This is a genomic window from Streptomyces sp. NPDC020362, assembly GCF_040642095.1.
Classification (GTDB): Bacteria; Actinomycetota; Actinomycetes; order Streptomycetales; family Streptomycetaceae; genus Streptomyces.
Genome location: NZ_JBFAET010000110.1, coordinates 13,641 through 31,348 on the forward strand (window position 1 = coordinate 13,641; position 17,708 = coordinate 31,348).

Here is a 17,708-nt window from a genome sequence, read left to right on the forward strand (position 1 = left end):
AATTCGTGTAGGGGTTGACGTGTCACGTAGAGGCGGCTGAGCCTGGAGAAGAACAACCCGGAGGACCGGAGGAGGCGAGCATGACGACGCTACCGTCCCCGGACACACCGCTCGCCAGCAACGAAGCCGACCGCACACCGCCGTCCACCGGCGCGCTGCCGGTGCAGGCAGGGCCGGCCGGGATCCGCGTGACCGTCACCGTGAGCGGAGAGTTCTGCCTCGACAACTGTCAGAGCCTCCGGCACGCCCTGCGCGATGCAATCATGCGGTCGGCCGAGGGTGTGGACCTGGACCTCAGCGAGCTTCACTTCGCGGACTGCTCTGTACTCAACGTGCTGCTGGCCGCCCGCCGCGACGCAGTCGCGGCGGGGAAGACGGTCACCGTCACCACGGCCAGCCCCGCCGTCGAACGACTGCTGACCTATACCGACATCCACAGCCTCTTCTCCCCCGCCCACGAGCATGCTGACCTGCCCGCCCGAAAGCCCGGGCCGCCGCGCGAAGTAACCGACGACGACCTCCTGCGGACCGAAGTCGTCCAGCTGAGGCGCGCGCTGCGCACCCACCCGGACATCGACCTGGCGCGCGGCATCCTCATGGCCTCTTTCGGTCTGAACCCCGACGAGGCGTGGCAGGTACTGGTCACAGCGTCCCAGAACACCAACACGAAACTGCACCGCCTCGCCGAGGACGTCGTCACCACCGTCCAAGGCGCGCCCCTGCCCGACCCGGTCCAGCAGCAACTGACCGCAGCCGTCGCCAGAACACGCAGCACCGGCGGCGGACCGGCATTCGCTGTCAGGGAGGTTTGGGCCGGCGGGATCTGAGCTGCTGGGGTCGGTCTCGGGAGTCCGATGCTGAGGCCGGGCTTGCCTTCCGGATGCGTCGGCGCCTGCCGCAGAGAGGAGACCCAAAGCCCGACTGTGAAGCACCAATTAACACAAATTGGGGACACAGCGGATATCGCCCATCCATGAGGAGGTCGGTCAGATGTCTACCGGCATGCTTTTGGCGGTCGTCATTCTCGTCGCAGTGGTCGTCGTGCTGAGTGCCGCGGCCCTGGCTCTTTTCCTGCGGCACCGGGCTCTGCGCCAGCGCTTCGGCCCCGAGTACGAACGGACCGTCGACGGCGCCGACAGCAGGCTCGCCGCCGAGCGGGAGCTCAGCGCACGCGAGAAACGGCACGACAAACTCGACATCAAGCCTCTGCCCGACCGTCTCCGCGAGCGCTACTCACGGGACTGGGACCACGTGCAGCACGAGTTCGTGGACCGGCCCGAGGACGCCGTACACGACGCGGACCATCTGGTGACCTCCCTGATGCAGGACCGCGGCTACCCCACCGAAAGCTACGACCAGCAGCTCAAGGATCTCTCCGTCGAGCACGGCCGCACCCTCGAGCACTACCGAGCCGCCCACGAGATCGACACACTCAGCGCGAGTCACAAGGCCACCACCGAGCAACTGCGCGGCGCCATGGTGCACTACCGGGCGCTGTTCGACGAACTTCTCTCCGACGGCGGCCAGACCCGCCACGCCCCGGCCTGACCTTCGGGCAGCCGGAACCGAACGGACACGGAGGAGACATGCAACGCCACGACACACCGCACACTCGTGACAGCGGGCTGTCCACGGAGGACCTCGCCCAGCCCCGCAAGGCCGACGCAGCGTCGAACTCGAACACCACTCCACCGCCCCCGGTCTACCCGAGCGAGGGCGACGACAGAAGGGCCGACGACCTCGCGTCCCGCGACGGGGCCACCCCCGTGGCGGACGAGGCGGCGGGCGCACGGACCACAGACGCCGACGAGATGCCGCAACTGCTGACATCGCAGGACGAGGAAGGCTTCCGTAAGGAGTGGGAGAACATCCAGGGTGCCTTCATTGACGATCCTCGCCAGGCGGTGCAGGCCGCGGACAACCTGGTCGCCAAGGTCATGCAGACGCTCGCCGCGACGTTCGACGAGCACAAGAAGAACCTCGAAGAGCAGTGGAGCCGAGGCGAGCAGGTCGATACCGAAGCTCTGCGCAGGGCCCTGCGCCACTATCGCTCGTTCTTCAACCGCCTGCTCACCACCTGACAAACACACCCGTGAGGCGAGGCGCAACGGGAGAAAGAAGAGCGCCGTGATCGCACTTGGCATCATCCTGCTCGTCGTCGGATTCGTCCTGAACATCGGCATCCTGTGGACAATCGGAATCATCCTGCTCCTCATCGGAGCCGTCCTGTTCCTCCTCGGCTCCCTCGGCCACGCAGTCGGCGGCCGGCGCCACTACTGGTAGAGCACGCCTGTACAACTTCCCTTCCAGCGACACCGGCCTGCCCCCGATACACCGACGCGGTTCGTCCTGTGGGCGGAGTAGGACTGGTCCGGCCGATCATGTGGCAGAGGCAGGTGGGCACGGCGGTCTTGCCTGTCTGCTGAGGGGTTACAGAGGGGCCAACTCCACCCTGCCTGGGGTCAGTTCCGCTCTTCGCGCCATTCAAGGCGCGTGGGCCGTTGACCGCCGGACGGGACGAACTCGTTCACGGCCTGGCGCACGAGGTCGATCGGGACTTCCGTCGGCTCCAGGGACTCTCGGGGGTGGGTATTGAGCATGTAGATCGCTACCGGCGCGGTGGCCTCGCCGGCCGGGATCAGAGCGCCCTCCTCACCCGTGCTGTAGGACAGGATGCCGGACTGTCCACCGGTGCTGACCCCGACCAGGAAGATGTGGTCCGGCATGTCCGACGGGGACATTTGGCGATCGAGGGACATCAGCTGGGCGGCGTTGTGCAGCGGGCCGGCGAGGATCAACGCGTCGATCATCGCGTCGATGGCATGCTTCGAATCGAGCAGCACCGGTGTATTCCGGTGCTCCTCCAGGAAGACTGCCTGTGTGCCCCGCAGCATCCCGCGCCCCTCGCTGTTCCTGGTGGTCCCCGTGCCGTGCCGGGGGCGACGCACACTACCGCCCCGACCGGGAACGCAATCGCGGCGCACTGCCCTGATATTTGATTTTGTGGCAGGTGGAGGCGAGTTGACGGACGCGGCGTGGGGGCGGATCGAGCTCCTGCTGCCGCCGGTGGACGGGCGCGGCCGTCCGTGGCGTGATCACCGGCAGGTGGTCAACGGTGTGCTCTGGCGGTTGCGGACCGGGGCTCCGTGGCGTGACCTGCCAGAGCGGTACGGGCCGTGGCAGACGGTCTACGAGCGGTTCGCCCGCTGGGAGGCGGTCGGAACCTGGGGGAGGCTGCTGGAGCACGTCCAGGTTCGTGACGACGCGGTGGGCCGGGTGGAGTGGACCGTGTCCGTCGGTTCCACGATCAACCGGGCCCACCGGCACGCCGTCGGCCCGCGCAAAAAAAAGGGGCAGCAGGCGGGGACGAACTGGAAGATCCGGGCCGCTCGCAGACGCGCCAGGCTTCGGCCGCTCCCGAGGCGGACTGACCACCAAAGTCCATCTCGCCGTTGACGGCCGGGGCTTGCTGCTGTCGATCGTGCTCACGCCCGGCAACGTCAATGACGCCACCGCGTTCGCCGGAGTCCTTGACGGCATCCGCGTCCCGCGCGCCGCCGCGGGTCGCCCGCGCATGACGCCGGAGCAAGTGCTGGGCGACAAGGCGTACTCGAGCCGGTCAATCCGGCACCTTCTGCGGCGCCGCGGCATTATCGCGACGATCCCCGAGCGCCGCGACCAAGCGGCGAACCGCCGACGCGGAGGAAGCCTCGGTGGCCGACCACCCGCCTTCGGCCGCGTCGCCTACCGTGACCGTAACGTCGTCGAACGATGCTTCGCGCGCCTGAAGCAGTTCCGGGCGATCGCCACACGATTCGACAAGCTCGGCGCTCGCTATCGCGCGGGAATCGTCCTAGCTTCCCTAATCCTCTGGCTCCGCGAACCAGCCAGGTGATCATTTGTCAGACAGGCTTCAGGGCGTGTCCGATAGGTCAGCGGGGTTGCCGTGCCTGGTCGAAGCCTGCGGGTCCGCCGTCCTTGCTGCTGCGGTTGAGGTGGCGGTCATTGGTCTCGGCGCTCGGCACATCATTTCCCGAGCGCAATGTGCAGGGCGCCCAGTCGACCATCAGCGCGGTGAAGAGCAGCCCCCTGAGCGTCCCGGGCGCGATCACCACGAAAGGCGGGGCTGGCCGCGGAGCATCGTACCCAGCCCGGCACGGCCTCGCCTCGCGGGCGTATCAAACCGTGGCACAGCAGCACGAACGTCTCGGACAGCAGGCTCAGCGCAAAGGTGTAGGACACGTTGGCTCACCGTTCCCACGCCATAGTGGAGTGTTTTCGACAAGGTGAAGCAGGGCCGGTGGGGCGGTGAGATTGGGTGCCGCCGGTCCGGCAACGAAATTGGGAGCCATCCCGTCTGATGGTGTGTGACCTGCCGCTGTTGGAGTAGTGGGGCTGTGGGCTGGCTGCCGGAGCAATTAGCGTCTGGACGGAGGTGGCGGTTCTGCGACGGTATGCCTGCGGGACCAAAGGGCGGCGAGGCCGAAGGCCAGTCCTCCGGCGATGAACCAAGGGTTCCAGAGGGCCAGTGTCCAGGCCCGCTGCCCCGCGCTCACGGAGGTATCCAGGTGTGTTGGGTTGGTCAGCAGCAGCACCTCGACGCCGATGCCACGGGCCAGCAGGAGGGCACTGACGCCCCACCCCAGCCGCCTTGCCAGCAGAGCGGGAAGGCCCCGGAGCCTGGACCGGGCAAGCAGCCATGCCAGCAGGGCGCCGAGGAGGCAGAGCGCACCCACACCCCACATACCGGCTACGACGAACCACAGCGGGCGCTCGGTGGCCAGTGGACCGGCGGAGATGCTCAGCCCCACATCACCGCCGACGGCCCAGTAGAAGTGCAACACGGCGAACGCGGCCGCCCACAAGCATGCGATGCGCCCCCACAGCGTGGACGGTTCTGCGCCCGTTCCCTCCGGGTGGCGTCTCACCGCCGGCCCTGACGGGCATCGCGCCTGTCAGCGCACGGGCTGTCCGCTTCCTGTGGCAACAGGATAAACGCGGTGCCCTTGGCCAGGTCGATGCTGGAGCGAGGCGGCGCACCGTCGCTCTCGTCGTCCCGCCGCAGCAGCTCCACCCGCCGCTGTTCCAGCTCTGCAGTCTTGTTTCCGTTGACGACCGCCGTGAATTCATCGAATGCAATGCTCGACAACGACCGCCCCGTGCGCCTGCTCAGCCACGGAATCAAGCCCAGCCCCGTGAACCATCGCCACGCGCTCTCGACCAGGGCGAACAAGACCAGTAGACACGCGAACGCCGGGAACGACATGAGCCAAATCGTCACAGATGATCCCTCATCGTCCTCAACACAGTTGACTGCCGGGAAACGGCGGAAGGGCCGGCGTCGTTCTCATCGGACGTGCGGACTGGGAGAACTCGGGGCTCCAGACATGGGTCCGCGCATGGACCGCTCGCACAGACCTCGCGGGCAATGCGCTCTGCCCAGAGCGGCACAGGCCGGTCGGTCCCCTCGACCGCCGTCGTTGGACTCGTCTCGCTGATTGACATGGGATCACTGTTCTGGATCCGCAGCGCGCAGGGATCGGGCTGACGGATGATCCGCTTCCCCCGTGCGGCGGGGGCGCCGTCATGGAGATCCACCGCATGGGGGAGTGCCGTGGGAGCAGGCCGGCCTCGGCAGACCTGCCGGACAGCAGACCTGAGAGCTGTCCGGCGGATCACTGACGGATCCACAGCCGGATCGCGGCGACGGTGACCGTGCCGTGAAAGACGAACGCTCTCTTGTCGTACCGGGTCGCCACAGCTCGGAGGCCCTTGAGCGCGTTGATGGTCCGCTCAACCTCGTTCCTGCGGGTAGAGGGCGCCCGGTCAAAACCCGCGGGACGACCGCCTCGACTGCCGCGCCGCTGGCGGTTGGCCTGCTGGTCCCTGCGCTCGGGAATGGTGTGCCGGATCTGCCGTCGCCGCGGGTAGAAGCGGTTCCGACGGGAGCTGTACGCCTTATCGCCGCACAGATGGTCACGCGGGTCCGTGGTGCCCGCCCGCTGGGCGTGGGACACGGATGCGGTCCAGGACCGGGATCAACTGCGGCGCATCACCCCACTGTCCGGGGGGATCAGTATGGACGGCGGGCGGCATCCGCCGTCACTCGCCAGGTGGATCTTGGTCGTGAACCGCCGCGTGAGCGGCCCACCGCCTCGTCAGGCCGGTGCGGGACTGGCCGCCTGCGCCATCCAGGAACCCATGCCGGCCGGTGACAGGCCCCGGCGGCGTGCTGGTGGGCACGGCACACCGTGGAATCCACGCCCACCATGCTCCAGTCGATCCGCCCCTCCGCGTCTGCGTCGGCCTGGACAGCCCGAAGGATCCGCTCCCATGTGCCGTCCGCCGACCAACGCCGGTGGCGGTCATGCACCGTCTTCCCTTTCCCGAACCGCGTGGGCAGGTTTCGCCACGGGATGCCAGTTCGCCGGCGGAAGAGAATGCCGTTGATGACTGTGCGGTGACTCCGACACCGCCCGCCCCGACCTGTGTTCTTCGGAAGGTGCGACTCCGGTCGAGCCCACTCCGCGTCCGTAAGATCACCCCGCCCCACACGGGACGGAACGATCCACCGCCAGACCCGTCACGGGACCCGTCGGACAGGCCTTAAGACTCCTATCAAAAAGAGGCTTCTGGACCTCTGGGAATGACGGTGTGTCAGTTCTCGTTGATGCTGGCCGAAGGGGGTGCGAGCCAGTCGAGACGAGGAAGACCGCTGCCAGACCGTGGGAGATCGATGACGAGTTGTGGGCGCGGATCGAGCCGCTGCTGCCGGTCGTCCCGCGTAATCCGCGGCGTCCGGGTCGTAAGCGTCTGGATAGTCGCAGGGTGCTGTGCGGGATCCTGTTCGTGCTGTACACCGGGATCCGCTGGGGGTTTCTGCCCCAGGAGCTGGGCTTCGGCTCGGGGATGACCTGCTGGCGACGGCTGCGGGACTGGAACGAGGCCGGGGTCTGGCAGCGCCTGTACGAACTGCTGCTGTCCGAGCTGCGGGCCGCAGACCTGCTGGACTTCTCCCGCGCAGCGGTCGACTCGAGCCACATCCGCGCGATGAAGGGCGGGCCGGCCACCGGGCCGTCCCCGGTGGACCGGGGCAAGGCCGGCAGCAAGCACCACCTGATCGTCGAGGCGCACGGCATCCCGCTCGCGGCAATCACCGCCGGCGGCAACCGCAACGACGTCACCCAACTGATCCCGCTGATCCAGGCCGTCCCGCCGATCCGCGGCAAGCGCGGCCAGCCACTGCGCCGCCCCAGGCACCTGTACGCCGACCGCGGCTATGACCACGAGGTCTACCGGGACAAGGTCCGCCGGTTCCAGATCGCCCCGCACCTCGCCCGGCGCGGCACCGGGCACGGCTCCGGCCTGGGCGTGTACCGCTGGGTCGTGCAAGGAGCGATCGTGCTGCTGCACTGGTTCCGCCGCCTGCGCATCCGCTGGGAGACCCGCGACGACATCCACCACGCGTTCGTCACCCTCGGCTGCACGTCATCTGCTGGCGACGACTGTGCACCGCACTTTGTCGGGAGTAAGGGCGGGCGATTGCCCCAGGGGATGGCCTGCTCGATGCGTCAGAACGCATTCACAGCAGTCGGGCCCGCGCAGCCTCACATCCGGGATCTCAGCACGTCGACCTCACAGCCCGGCGCGAACGGGTCGAAACCGTGCTCGATCAGCCAGCGAACTGCCAGCAGGCTTCGCAACGACCACCACGCGTGGATCACGTCGAGGTCGACGTCGGTGCCATAGCCGGCGACGACGTCGTCGAGGTGCTCCTCGTGTCCGAGCGTGAAGGTGGCGAGGTCGTACAGGGCATCACCCTGGCCCGCTTCGGACCAGTCGATGATGCCGGTGACCTCGTCGCCGTCGGCGAAGACGTGCGCGATCTGCAGGTCGCCGTGCGTGAACGCCGGAGTCCACGGCCGGAGCGCGGCCTCGGCGACCTGGCGGTTGCGGGTGACCAGGTCGGCGGGCAGGACACCGTTCGTCACGAGCAACTCGCACTCGTCGTCGAGTTCCGCCGCCAACGCGACGATGCTCCGCCCGGCCCGGCCCGGCAGGGGCGGCAGGGGCGCTTCGTGCAGCTTCCGGATGGCGGCGCCCGCCGCGGCCCACGCCGCCGGTGACCCGGTCGACGGCCCGCCGAGGCGCCCAAGCGTCGTCCCCGGGAGCGCGGCGATCGCGAGCACGGGCGGCTTGCGCCACAGGACCTCCGGGGTCGGGACCGGCGCGAGGGACATCGCCTCGACCTCGACGTCGATGCGCGCCTGATCGGCGTCCACCTTCAAGAACACGTCACCGACGCGCAGGGTCGCGCGCTCGGAATGGGCGACGACGACTTTGACCTCATCCATGAGCGACCAGTATCCCGGGGATGATCGCCGACGTCGCCGGGTTTGTCGCGTGCGATTACGCGGCTGACCACGTCCCGCTACCCGGCGGCCTCGTGCACGACACCGACCTCTGACCAGGTCAAGCCCACCACTTTTGTTGGCAGTCCTAAGAGCTGGGACTGCTGCACGCCCCGCATGCGCACCCTGCGCCTGCGCCCTGCCCAGGCGTTGCAGGCGGTCTGCGAGAAGTCCAGGGAGACGCCGTGGTCTTGCCAGTGGTACAGGTACTTGGCGATGTTCATGACCAGCTGGCGTACCCAGGGCTGGTCGGAGTCGATGGCGCCAGAGGCGATGACGTGCGTGTACAGCTCTGCACAGCGTGGCCAGCTCTCCGGGTCGGTCGGGGTCCGCGGATCGGCGGACGCCATCGGGGCGTGGGCGCCTTCGCGCATGCGGTTCTGCTCCTGCGGGCTCATTCGGTTGATCAGGACGCTGGACCGACCGGTGCATCTCGATGGAGTTGGTGCGGTGGTCGATACGGGCGAGTGAGTATCGGTTGATCTCCCGTATCGCGCGCGAGCTTCATCGGGTCGTTCAAAGCCGCATCCAGCTCGGGGCGGATACCGGACCTGGGACTGGTGGGCTCGCATGTTGAGGTGTCGCGTATTCCTCAGTGAGGCCTGTCCTGGTGGCACCGTGTGTGGTCGCCGGGGGCATATCGGCTCCAGGTTTCGCCGGATCCGGTGACGAGCCGGGTGGCGGTCTTGTCGTGGGAGCCAAGCGCCGGGGGGGTTCACGGAAAGGCCGCCGGGCGGGCGCAGGGTCTGGCACACGAGCTGTGGGGAGGCGAAGGCCGGCCAGTCACTCGTTCGTCCTGGTCTCCTGCTCGGTGGCGGTGTTGCATCCGGGCTTTCAGCCAGGCGGCGCTTACCGTCGGACTGAACTGTCAGGTCCGTGCGGGCGTCCCGGGAGGCATCCTGCGCCCCGACTTCTGGTCTTGGACGCATCTCCGACGCCGACGCCCTCACCCTCCACGTCCCCCGCGCCGATCGGCACGACGTCCGTTCAGGCGCTGACCTGGGAGCAGGGACTCTACGCGTTGTTGATCATCGCCGTGGTGATCCTCCTGATCGGCCTGCTGGCGAAAAGGGCCAGCGCAGATGTGCGCAGCTGGATCGCGCTCAGCCTGGTCGCCGGACTCTTGCTCTTCTCCATACTCGCGTTCGTTACCAACGACACCACGCTGCGCACCACGCTGATCGGCGCGCTCGCCGCGGCCGCCGGTTCGGCCACCGCGTTCTGCTTCTCCTCGAAGCCGACCGACCAGGCCCACGACCTGCTCACCGCCTCGGCGGGTACCGAGACCGTCCCTGATCTGCGGGGTCACACTATGGATCAGGCGACCCGGATGCCGGGTACAACAGCGCTGAAGCCGGTGACCGACGCACCGCCCCCGGACGGCGGGATGGTGGTGTCGCACCAGAATCCGCTTCCGGGCACCACCGTGGTCAAGGGACACCCTGTCTTGGTGACCTGCAAGGAGAACAAGACAACGAACCCTGGTGCGCACGGCCGCAGACGGCTATGGCCTGGCCGACGGTGAGGAACGGCCCGAGGCGGCCGGGAACGTGGCAGACGCCCATGCCTTCCGGGACACCGGCCTGGCCCAGGCGTGTGCCGGGGCCACGGTGCTCGCCGACGGCGCCTACTGGGGCACTGGCCTCGTCGTCCCGCACCGCCGCAAGGGCAAGCGACCGCTGCTGCCCCTGCACGAGGAAGACAACGCCGAGCACCGCAAAGTCCGCGCCCGCGTCGAGCACACGTTCACCCGGATGAAGAACCATAAGATCCTCCGCGACTGCCGGCAGCGCGGCGACGGCCTCCATCACGCTGTCCAGGCCATCGCCCGCATGTACAACGTCGCCCTCACCGCATGATCGACAACCACCAGCAAGCACACCGCGCTGCCCGCTCACGGACTTCTGCAACACGTTTTAGACGCCGTCGTCCGGGGTGGACGCGTGGTCCGTGCGGTGGAAGGCGGCTCGGTAGGCGCTCGGGCGGTGGCCGGTGTGGCGGGCGAAGAGGGCGGCGAAGGTGCCGGGGTCCTGGTAGCCGACAGCCGCAGCGATGGCGGCGACGGTGCGGTCGGTGGTCTCCAGGAGATGGCGGGCGCGGCGGACGCGGGAGGCCTGGAGATGGGCCAGTGGGCTGCGTCCGGTCTCCTCGGCGAAGCGGCGTAGCAGCGTGCGGGTGCTGACCCGGAAGGCGTTGGCGAGCGCGGCGAGGTCGTACCGCTCGGCGAGGTTCTGGTCGAGCCGCCGCATGACCCGCTGGGAGAACTCCCGGCCGGGCTGCGGGAGGAGCCGTGGGTCGACGTAGGGGGTCTGGGAAGCCCTCGCATCGTCGACGAGCGCCACCCGGGCGGTGGTGCGGGCCACCCGGGCGCCGTTGTGCCGGCGGATCAAGTCCAGAGCGAAGTCGTACATGGCGCTGAAGGCGGCCGTGGTCGTCACCCCCGTGTCGGTGACGACCAGGTGCTCGGGCCGCACGTCGGCGTCTGGGCAGCGCCTGGCCAGTTCGCCGGCGTGCAGCCAGGAGGTGGTGGCCTGGCGCCGGTCGAGGAGCCCAGCCTCGGCGAGCAGGAACGCGCCGACGCAGAGGGAGACGACGGCGGTGCCGGCGGCGGCCTGCGCGCGGATCGCCGCGATCTCGGGGGCGAGCCGGGCGAGCCGCGCATCGAGGTCCGTGTCCGGGCGCAGTTCGAAGCCGGGGACTACGAGGACGTCGACCTCGCGCACGGGACGCACGTCCAGGCTCGCGCCGCCCGAGGCGGTGACCCGGCGACGGGGCGAGACGACCGACACTTGATAGCCGGGCGCGTCCGGTCCGGCGACATGCCCGGCCATCGTCAACAGGTCAGGGACGCCGAACACTTCGGACGCAAAGCAGCCCTGGTACGCCAGGACCCCGATCCGCAGCGCACCCGGACCGGCGCCCGGATCCACACCGTCCTCCGCCCGCCGCGCCGCCTCCGCCATCGCTGCCCTACCCCCTGGTGTCCCCGGCCCCGTCTCGCCGTCCGCGCACCGCTCGCCTTCCTCGCGTGTGGCGAGATTACCCTTTATCTTGGCGATCTCGCCCCTCACCCAGTGTCCGGCCCGGGGACCAGGCTGCCCCTATGAGCGACGACGATCCGATCACCGACTTCTCCCGTTGGAGTGTGGCCGTGGAGGGGGCGGAGAAGACGGTGTACGTGGCCGGGGCCGGGCCCGCGGTCGTGGTGCTGCCCGAGATGCCGGGCATCAGCCCCGACGTCCTGCGGCTCGCGCGCTGGGTGCGGGACGCGGGCTTCACCGTCCATGTGCCCTCCCTGTTCGGGACAGACGGCGCTTTTCCCACGGTCGAGGCAGGACGCGAGGTCGTCCGCCGCGCCTGTGTCAGCGCGGAGTTCCGCGCCTTCGCCGGGGGCGGCACCAGCCCGGTGACCCTCTGGCTGCGCGGCCTGGCGCGCCAGGCCCACACCGCATGCGGTGGGCCGGGGGTGGGTGCAATCGGCCTGTGCTTCACCGGTAACTTCGCCCTCACCATGGCCCTGGAGACGGCGGTGATCGCCCCGGTGGTCAACCACCCGTCGCTGCCGCTCGACGACCCCGGCGGACTCGAACTCGACGCGGCCGACGCGCGCGCGGTGCGCGACCGCCTCGACCGCGACCAACTCACCGTCCTCGCCTACCGCTTCGAGGGCGACCGCTGGTGCACGGGGCAGCGCTTCGCCGCCTACCGCGCGCTGCTCGGCGATGCCTTCGACGGGCGCGTCCTGCCGGACAGCGCCGCCAACCCGGCCCCGTCGCCCTTCTTCGCAGACCTGGTCGGCACCCCGCACAGCGTCGTCACCGCCCATCTCGTCGACGAGGCCGGCCACCCCACGGTCCGGGCCCGCGACGAGATCCTCGCCTTCCTCACCGACCGCCTGCACCCGCACGGGAACCGGCCGTCGCCCGCCACCTGACCGGGCCCGGGGGCTTGGTCCCATCCACGGCCGGGCGCAGACGACGAGAGGGCGAGCCTGATGGCAGCCGGGCGTTGTACGACTCGCGCCTCGGCGGCCCGGCCCCCTTCGACCGGACCGGCGACCCTCCCTGACCGGGCCCGGCTGGCTCGCTGCATGTATCGGCCGGGAGCAGGCTGGGAGCGGGGTCAATGCGCCGATTGCCGTATACCGGCCCTCCCATCCGGGCGGCCGGAGAGCCGCCGTGCATATCCAGGGCCGGGACGAGGCCCTCGGCACCGCTTGCAGCGACCACGAGTTGATCGTGGCTCTCCAGGGCGCGGTCATCGGCGATCCCAAGGCCGTCCTGGGCGGCCCCCAGTGGGTGGAGGCGGGTGGTGGCCGCGCCCGAGTTCAGCGCCGCCTGACTTCTGAGAAGCCGTGACGGGACCCCTGTGATCACTGGAGCCGGGTCACCCCTGTCCCTTCCGGGGCCACGTGTCGGGTTGGCACAGCTGGGTGCCCAGGGGGGTGCGCTCGTAAAGGACGTTGCGGCCGTGTCGGGCACGGGTGACCAACCCCGCCGCCAGCAGGATGGACAGGTGCTGGCTGACGGCACCGGGTGTGACACCGAGTCTTTGTGCGAGACCTGAGGTCGTCACCGGTTCACTGAGCAGCACCAGCAGTTGTGCACGCGCCGCTCCCAGCAGTTTGCGCAGTGTCGGTGAGCCTTCGGCCACACTGTATTCGGCCATATCGCCTCGGCCTCGCGCGGGATACGCGATGACCGGCGGGCCGTCGGGGATGATTTCGGGGAACGCTCCCCTGGCGAAGAGCGAGGGGTTGAGGACGAGGCCTCGTCCGCCGACTTCTACCAGGCCCGAACAGCTGTCGAAGAAGTCTGGCCGCAGGTTCTCGTCGCGGATCGTGAGGATCCCGTCGCGCCAGCTGATCCGGGGGTCCAAGTCGGCGAACAGGCCGTCGGCGCCGCGCTCGGCCAGCGTGCGAGCACGGTGGACGATGTCGGCGGCCAGGACCGATCGGGCCCGAGGCCACCAGGCTGGTTCCAAGCAGCGGCTCCAGTACTGCTGCAGGGCGCTGGTGATGCGCTGCAAGAGCTCGTCCGGCTGGCGGATGGCCTCTCGGAGGACTCGTGGCAGAGGGTATCCGGCGCTGCGATAGGCGATCTCGATGTCGCGCTGCACGATGTCCGGCGGTGTGTTCCGGACGATGTCCAGCCCTTCGGTGAACCCGGTCCACGGGCGGGTGGGCCGTGGTGTGAGGCAGTCAGGAGAGTATCCCGGCGGCGCGATCAATGAACGCAGGAGCTCGACGTCGAGCTCCTGCAGTTTCGGGCGCATGTGCCGGAGCCAGGCCTGGTGCCAGGGGTATTTTGCCGGCGGGTTAACCCAGGTCCGCAGACTCAGGACCGCTTCGGTGAGCGGACTGCAGGCGAACGAAGTTGCCGAGAGATCGGTGACCTCAAGGCGAAAGCTGAGCGTCGCAACCATTGAGCTGGAGCCTAAAAGAGTTCGGCCGGGTGCAGCCGGGCCCCAGACTTTCAGTGCAAGGCGCCGCCGGATCCCGGAAGCCGGGTTACGTCGGTGTTCTTGCAGGTGAGTGGGTGTTGCCGGAGGCGGGGGACCGGGGGAGCTCCTCCGGCAACACCGCTCACACACCACCCGAAAGACTGCGATCTCTCATGCCGCTGGCTTCGTCCCGGCTGGAGCGAAGGGGACGTCGGCGATCCCTGCCCACGCGGGGACGGCGGCCAAACCAACTGCGCCAGCGGGCAACAACGCCCGCTGGCGCACATCCCGGAAGGACTACTATGCGCAAGATCATCCGTACTGCGGCTCGTGTCACAGCAGCTGCCGCAGCATCACTGCTCACCATCGGGCTCGTCGCGCCCGCGGCAGACGCGGCAGTTGCAGAGGCGGACGTGGCGAGGCTTCCTTGTGCCCCCATCGCGGCCCAGGGCCAGTACACGGTGACGCCGTACGCCAAGTGGGCCGACGTGAAGAACAACTGTGCACGACGCGTACACGCGACCATCCAAGTCGACAGGTGGCCGGACCCGGGGTGCGGCTTTATTGAGGCGGGAAAGACGGTCCGGTTCACCTGGAGCCTGGCAGGAGGCAAGGCCAACTACGCCTACGACTGTGGAGGGTGACGCCTTCCGCGAAATGCTTTGGGGCTCGCACCGATCGGCACGGGCCCCAAAACGACGACCGCAATGCGGTTATGTCCAGCGCATGCCGATGGCGGACAGCTGCTCCACCCGGTCTGGCGACAGCGTCGCGGCTCTGCTCCGTTGGTTGCTGATCCATGCCCCCAGCTTCAGATCCCGGGCCTCCTGGCTCTCGCCGCCGCCACCGTCCTCGGCACCGCCACCCACGGTGATCCGTTCGGTGTGTTTGCGCGGGACCTTGAGGTGTCCTTCGCGCTCGTAGTACTGCTTGGCGGCCGCGAAGTTCATGGCCCACTTGTCGGCCTGCGTCTGGCGCGGTTTCGGCTTCTCGTCCTCGGTGGTGGGCTCGATGCCCAGGATGTGTTCGCACATCCACTGCTGCACGTTGGTGAGCCGACCCCAGCCGAGCCGCACCGAGCGCACCCACCGCCCCAGGTCCTCGCCTTGGTGTACGACGTCGCCCGGCTCCATCGGCAGGGCACCGCCGGCTTCCAAGTGGAGCCGGACGAGGTGGAAGGCACGCTGCCACTCCACCGGCCAGGCCGGGCACCACGAGGGGTCGATGTCCTCCAGCTGTTCGCGCCGTTCCTCTGACAGCGCCCCGGTCGCCGATACTGGCAGGCCCTCGGTACGCCGCTGCTCGATCTCGGCAGCCTTGCGGGCGGCGGCCCGCGCGTTCTTGAGCCAGATGCCTACCCGGTAGCCCTGGTGTGTGGCGTCGGTCGGGGCCAGGAGGTGGCCGGCCTCGGCCGCCCATCCGCGCGCGGCGGCGAGTCCTTCTTCCCATGCGACGTCGAAGTGCGACCACACCATGCCGAGCTTCTCCAGCTGCTCGATGCGGTCGGTGTCCATGTTCCCGCGGGCGTAGAAGCGGCGGGCGTCGGCGATCCACTGCCCCAGCGGGAAGTTGGCGAGCGAGGCCGGCCACCCCTCGGCCTCCACCGCCTGGTCGTCACCGCCGGGCACGCGGTACGTGAACGGCACCTTCAGGTCGCCGTGCTGGCGGGCGTAGATGACGGCGGCCTCCACGCCTCGGCGCCAGTGGGCGTGTTCGGGGTTGAGGACGCGGAGGTTGATGAAGGCGGCGAGGGTGGCCGGGTCGCGCGGAGTGGAGAACTTCAGCAGGGCCTGGGCTGGTACCGACAGCCGGTCGCTTCGGTCGCTGTCGGTTCCTTCGTCTTCCTGGCTGCTGCTGCGTGTCTGTACGCCTTTGGAGCGGCTTTGGGTCTGGGGTTCGGCCAGTTGTTCCACGACGCGGGCGTCGTGCGCCCTGAGTGCTTCCAGCAGCTTCGCCAGCCCGCCGAACGCCCGGGAGGTGAGCATGTTGTCGGCCGTCTCCCCGGGGCCGAGCAGGACCGGCACGACCAGGCTGGCCACTTTCCCCTCGCCGGGCTGCATGCGCAGTGCGCGGCCGACGGCCTGGACGAGGTCGGGCATGGAGCCGCGTACGTCGGCGAAGTAGACGGAGTCGCAGTTCTTGGTGTCGACGCCCTCGCCCAGCACTTTCACTGAGCCCAGGAAGCCCTTTTCCACGACCGTGCCGTCCGTGGCGATCCCGGCTGCGAACTCGCCCAGCACCCGGCGCCGGTGGTTGGGCTTGTGCTCGCCGCACAGCCAGTTGGCCCAGATGGTCTTGGGGTACAGCTCGGGGTCCGCGGCGTGCAGCTGCGCGGCGACGTGGGGGAGGCCGGCCGCGAAGGCCTCGGCCTCCTTGACGACGTGGTGGAAGACGAGCGTGCGCCGGAAGTTCTCCTCCGAGGATGCCTTCATCAGGGCGGTCTGGAGCGTGGCGAGCCGGGCTCCGCGGACCTTGTCCGAGCGGCCCTCAGCGCCCAGGAGCTGCGCGGCCTGGAGTTGGGTGTCGGTGATGTCCACGCACACCACCTGGTACGGCGCGCAGATCCCGCGGTCGATCGCCTCCGACAGCGTCAGCGTGTAGCAGCGAGTCCCGAACGGACCGTCCGCATCGTCCTCCATCGACGCCACCAGCTCGCCCGGCACGCCCTGCTCCTGGTCCTCGTCCAGCTGCCACAGCCGGGGCGTGGCGGTCATGTACAGGCGGCGCAGGGACGGGATGCGGGTGTTGTCGTGGACGACGGCCCACGGCTTGCCCAGCCGCCCCGATGTCCGGTGCGCCTCATCGACCACGATCAGGTCCCAGCCCGGAAGGCCGGCCTTGTGGGCGCGCTCCAGCGTGCCGAGGCCGAGCGAGGCGTATGTGGCGAACACGGTGACCTTGTCGAACGGCCGTGCCCAGTCGACCAGCTCCTGCACGTCTGTGGTGTTAGGGAAAGCCGCTTCCTCACCGCGCAGGGAGGACACCCCGATCATCGGGCCCGTGCGGCCTCCCTCGCGCCACGCGGCCTCGGTCTGGGCGAGCAGATCCAGCGAGGGGACGAGCACCAGCACGCGGCCCGCACGCAGCTCGTCAGCGCTCCGGGTGGCCACGAGGGTCTTGCCTGTTCCGGTTGCCATGATCACCTGAGTGCGGAGTCCGCGCTCAGGCACAGTCGATCGTGCAGGCAATTCGATCTTCCGCAGTACCGCGTCCACGGCTTCCCGCTGATGGGGACGGAGATCCCTCACTGCCATTCTGATCTTCCTTCTCCTGGGAGCCAAGCATGGGGGATCACGCGGCAGGTAACAGGAAACCTGCACGTAGACGGCTTGTGATCGACTATGGTGAACCTCACCTGACCGGGGCACAAACTTCGGACCAGTAGCGGGTAAGGGTGATCGAAAACCAGCCTCGCTCCCTTAACGATGCTGCTATCTGAGTCCAGAGTCTATCGGATGCTTCAAACTGAAGCATCCGGGACCAGGTAAACCGCTCAAACGCGACTGAATTCTGTTACTGCGACCTTATGGCCACTCCTGAAAGTAGCCTGACGTCCCGTCACTCTGCCCCCGTGCCCCCCGACTCGACCGGCCTTTCGCGCGACTCACCCCACCGCCCCTCCCTTGCTGCCAGCTCGGGCCGCGCGGAGCGTGGCCCGTTGCCCCGCACGGAGTGCGGGGTTGCGGCCAGCGCGCAGCGATGGCCGCTTCCGGCTGGGCTCCGCCCAGCCGGAGCCGCGGAGCGGCCTCGCTCCTGGAGCGCAGCGGAGGGAGCGTCAATCTGCGGGCTCCGCCCGCAGATTTAGCAGGGAGCGCAGCGGACTGCCTCGCTCCCGCGGAGCGGGAGTCCGACGAG

General features: G+C 68.9%; 18 protein-coding genes and 3 pseudogenes. 11 read left to right on the forward strand and 10 right to left on the reverse strand.

Going from position 1 to position 17,708, the window contains the following annotated elements; genetic code table 11:
* Positions 1–80 precede the first annotated feature (80 nt).
* From AB0H32_RS30560 to AB0H32_RS30575, 4 genes are all read left to right on the forward strand, one after another.
* Complete coding sequence (locus AB0H32_RS30560) at positions 81–827, forward strand: ANTAR domain-containing protein (RefSeq protein WP_361126989.1); 747 nt, start codon at positions 81–83, stop codon at positions 825–827.
* Positions 828–990: 163 nt separating this feature from the next.
* Positions 991–1,548 carry a hypothetical protein gene (locus AB0H32_RS30565; protein ID WP_361126992.1) on the forward strand — a complete coding sequence of 186 codons (558 nt, stop codon included), beginning with the start codon at positions 991–993 and terminating at the stop codon, positions 1,546–1,548.
* A 38-nt stretch (positions 1,549–1,586) separates the two neighbouring features.
* The gene (locus tag AB0H32_RS30570) at positions 1,587–2,081 is read left to right on the forward strand and encodes a hypothetical protein (protein ID WP_361126995.1); all 495 of its coding nucleotides are present in this window, start codon (positions 1,587–1,589) and stop codon (positions 2,079–2,081) included.
* Positions 2,082–2,127: 46 nt separating this feature from the next.
* Positions 2,128–2,283: a DUF6131 family protein gene (locus tag AB0H32_RS30575; protein WP_361126998.1), complete on the forward strand. Its 156-nt coding sequence runs from the start codon at positions 2,128–2,130 to the stop codon at positions 2,281–2,283.
* A gap of 179 nt (positions 2,284–2,462) precedes the next feature.
* On the opposite strand, the gene AB0H32_RS30580 is transcribed toward AB0H32_RS30575, so the two are convergent.
* Complete coding sequence (locus AB0H32_RS30580) at positions 2,463–2,894, reverse strand: Imm1 family immunity protein (RefSeq protein WP_361127001.1); 432 nt, start codon at positions 2,892–2,894, stop codon at positions 2,463–2,465.
* A 109-nt stretch (positions 2,895–3,003) separates the two neighbouring features.
* Here AB0H32_RS30580 and AB0H32_RS30585 point away from each other — a divergent pair.
* Positions 3,004–3,895: pseudogene (locus AB0H32_RS30585) on the forward strand (IS5 family transposase).
* Positions 3,896–3,932: 37 nt separating this feature from the next.
* On the opposite strand, the gene AB0H32_RS30590 reads toward AB0H32_RS30585, so the two are convergent.
* The 4 genes and pseudogenes from AB0H32_RS30590 to AB0H32_RS30605 form a co-directional block, all read right to left on the reverse strand.
* Positions 3,933–4,115 carry a hypothetical protein gene (locus AB0H32_RS30590; RefSeq protein WP_361127004.1) on the reverse strand — a complete coding sequence of 61 codons (183 nt, stop codon included), beginning with the start codon at positions 4,113–4,115 and terminating at the stop codon, positions 3,933–3,935.
* Between the two features lie 303 nt (positions 4,116–4,418).
* Positions 4,419–4,928: a DUF3995 domain-containing protein gene (locus AB0H32_RS30595; RefSeq protein WP_361127007.1), complete on the reverse strand. Its 510-nt coding sequence runs from the start codon at positions 4,926–4,928 to the stop codon at positions 4,419–4,421.
* On the reverse strand, positions 4,925–5,266 hold the full coding sequence (locus tag AB0H32_RS30600; RefSeq protein ID WP_361127010.1) for a DUF6191 domain-containing protein: 342 nt from the start codon (positions 5,264–5,266) through the stop codon (positions 4,925–4,927). The genes AB0H32_RS30595 and AB0H32_RS30600 overlap by 4 nt, the downstream gene beginning before the upstream one ends.
* A gap of 409 nt (positions 5,267–5,675) precedes the next feature.
* Positions 5,676–6,553: pseudogene (locus tag AB0H32_RS30605) on the reverse strand (IS5 family transposase).
* Between the two features lie 179 nt (positions 6,554–6,732).
* On the opposite strand from AB0H32_RS30605, the gene AB0H32_RS30610 reads away from it, so the two are divergent.
* A protein-coding gene (locus AB0H32_RS30610) for an IS5 family transposase (RefSeq protein WP_361127039.1) occupies positions 6,733–7,532 on the forward strand; the annotation gives its coding sequence in 2 pieces (ribosomal slippage) (positions 6,733–7,486 and positions 7,486–7,532; 801 coding nt in all).
* 75 nt (positions 7,533–7,607) lie between these two features.
* On the opposite strand, the gene AB0H32_RS30615 is transcribed toward AB0H32_RS30610, so the two are convergent.
* A complete protein-coding gene (locus tag AB0H32_RS30615; RefSeq protein ID WP_361127013.1) occupies positions 7,608–8,354 on the reverse strand; it encodes a phosphotransferase in 747 nt (248 codons plus the stop codon).
* A 77-nt stretch (positions 8,355–8,431) separates the two neighbouring features.
* The gene (locus AB0H32_RS30620) at positions 8,432–8,785 is read right to left on the reverse strand and encodes a hypothetical protein (protein WP_361127016.1); all 354 of its coding nucleotides are present in this window, start codon (positions 8,783–8,785) and stop codon (positions 8,432–8,434) included.
* A 545-nt stretch (positions 8,786–9,330) separates the two neighbouring features.
* On the opposite strand from AB0H32_RS30620, the gene AB0H32_RS30625 reads away from it, so the two are divergent.
* Positions 9,331–9,936 (forward strand): PASTA domain-containing protein, encoded by a 606-nt coding sequence (locus AB0H32_RS30625; protein ID WP_361127019.1) that lies wholly within the window; start codon positions 9,331–9,333, stop codon positions 9,934–9,936.
* Positions 9,937–9,955: 19 nt separating this feature from the next.
* Positions 9,956–10,270: pseudogene (locus AB0H32_RS30630) on the forward strand (transposase family protein); the annotation flags it as partial.
* A gap of 57 nt (positions 10,271–10,327) precedes the next feature.
* On the opposite strand, the gene AB0H32_RS30635 reads toward AB0H32_RS30630, so the two are convergent.
* On the reverse strand, positions 10,328–11,374 hold the full coding sequence (locus tag AB0H32_RS30635; RefSeq protein ID WP_361127022.1) for a helix-turn-helix domain-containing protein: 1,047 nt from the start codon (positions 11,372–11,374) through the stop codon (positions 10,328–10,330).
* Between the two features lie 140 nt (positions 11,375–11,514).
* Here AB0H32_RS30635 and AB0H32_RS30640 point away from each other — a divergent pair, with 140 nt between their 5' ends.
* Together AB0H32_RS30640 and AB0H32_RS30645 are read left to right on the forward strand one after the other, a co-directional pair.
* Positions 11,515–12,345, forward strand: coding sequence for a dienelactone hydrolase family protein (locus AB0H32_RS30640; RefSeq protein WP_361127025.1), 831 nt, complete (start codon positions 11,515–11,517; stop codon positions 12,343–12,345).
* 244 nt (positions 12,346–12,589) lie between these two features.
* Positions 12,590–12,769, forward strand: a complete 180-nt coding sequence (locus AB0H32_RS30645) for a hypothetical protein (RefSeq protein WP_361127028.1) — start codon at positions 12,590–12,592, stop codon at positions 12,767–12,769.
* A 28-nt stretch (positions 12,770–12,797) separates the two neighbouring features.
* On the opposite strand, the gene AB0H32_RS30650 is transcribed toward AB0H32_RS30645, so the two are convergent.
* A complete protein-coding gene (locus AB0H32_RS30650; protein WP_361127031.1) occupies positions 12,798–13,835 on the reverse strand; it encodes an ArsR family transcriptional regulator in 1,038 nt (345 codons plus the stop codon).
* 320 nt (positions 13,836–14,155) lie between these two features.
* Between AB0H32_RS30650 and AB0H32_RS30655 the strand changes: the two genes are divergently transcribed.
* On the forward strand, positions 14,156–14,497 hold the full coding sequence (locus AB0H32_RS30655; RefSeq protein ID WP_361127034.1) for a hypothetical protein: 342 nt from the start codon (positions 14,156–14,158) through the stop codon (positions 14,495–14,497).
* A gap of 69 nt (positions 14,498–14,566) precedes the next feature.
* Here AB0H32_RS30655 and AB0H32_RS30660 read toward each other — a convergent pair whose 3' ends face one another.
* Positions 14,567–17,107 carry a Helicase associated domain protein gene (locus AB0H32_RS30660; RefSeq protein ID WP_361127036.1) on the reverse strand — a complete coding sequence of 847 codons (2,541 nt, stop codon included), beginning with the start codon at positions 17,105–17,107 and terminating at the stop codon, positions 14,567–14,569.
* Between the last annotated feature and the right edge of the window lie 601 nt (positions 17,108–17,708).

Bases quoted from the DNA above. Each gene is read 5' to 3' on its own strand.
- AB0H32_RS30560 (WP_361126989.1), top strand. From the start codon at position 81: ATGACGACGCTACCGTCCCCGGACACACCGCTCGCCAGCAACGAAGCC.
- AB0H32_RS30565 (WP_361126992.1), top strand. From the start codon at position 991: ATGTCTACCGGCATGCTTTTGGCGGTCGTCATTCTCGTCGCAGTGGTC.
- AB0H32_RS30570 (WP_361126995.1), top strand. From the start codon at position 1,587: ATGCAACGCCACGACACACCGCACACTCGTGACAGCGGGCTGTCCACG.
- AB0H32_RS30580 (WP_361127001.1), bottom strand. From the start codon at position 2,894: ATGCTGCGGGGCACACAGGCAGTCTTCCTGGAGGAGCACCGGAATACA.
- AB0H32_RS30600 (WP_361127010.1), bottom strand. From the start codon at position 5,266: ATGTCGTTCCCGGCGTTCGCGTGTCTACTGGTCTTGTTCGCCCTGGTC.
- AB0H32_RS30615 (WP_361127013.1), bottom strand. From the start codon at position 8,354: ATGGATGAGGTCAAAGTCGTCGTCGCCCATTCCGAGCGCGCGACCCTG.
- AB0H32_RS30620 (WP_361127016.1), bottom strand. From the start codon at position 8,785: ATGCGCGAAGGCGCCCACGCCCCGATGGCGTCCGCCGATCCGCGGACC.
- AB0H32_RS30635 (WP_361127022.1), bottom strand. From the start codon at position 11,374: ATGGCGGAGGCGGCGCGGCGGGCGGAGGACGGTGTGGATCCGGGCGCC.
- AB0H32_RS30640 (WP_361127025.1), top strand. From the start codon at position 11,515: ATGAGCGACGACGATCCGATCACCGACTTCTCCCGTTGGAGTGTGGCC.
- AB0H32_RS30650 (WP_361127031.1), bottom strand. From the start codon at position 13,835: ATGGTTGCGACGCTCAGCTTTCGCCTTGAGGTCACCGATCTCTCGGCA.
- AB0H32_RS30655 (WP_361127034.1), top strand. From the start codon at position 14,156: ATGCGCAAGATCATCCGTACTGCGGCTCGTGTCACAGCAGCTGCCGCA.
- AB0H32_RS30660 (WP_361127036.1), bottom strand. From the start codon at position 17,107: ATGGCAGTGAGGGATCTCCGTCCCCATCAGCGGGAAGCCGTGGACGCG.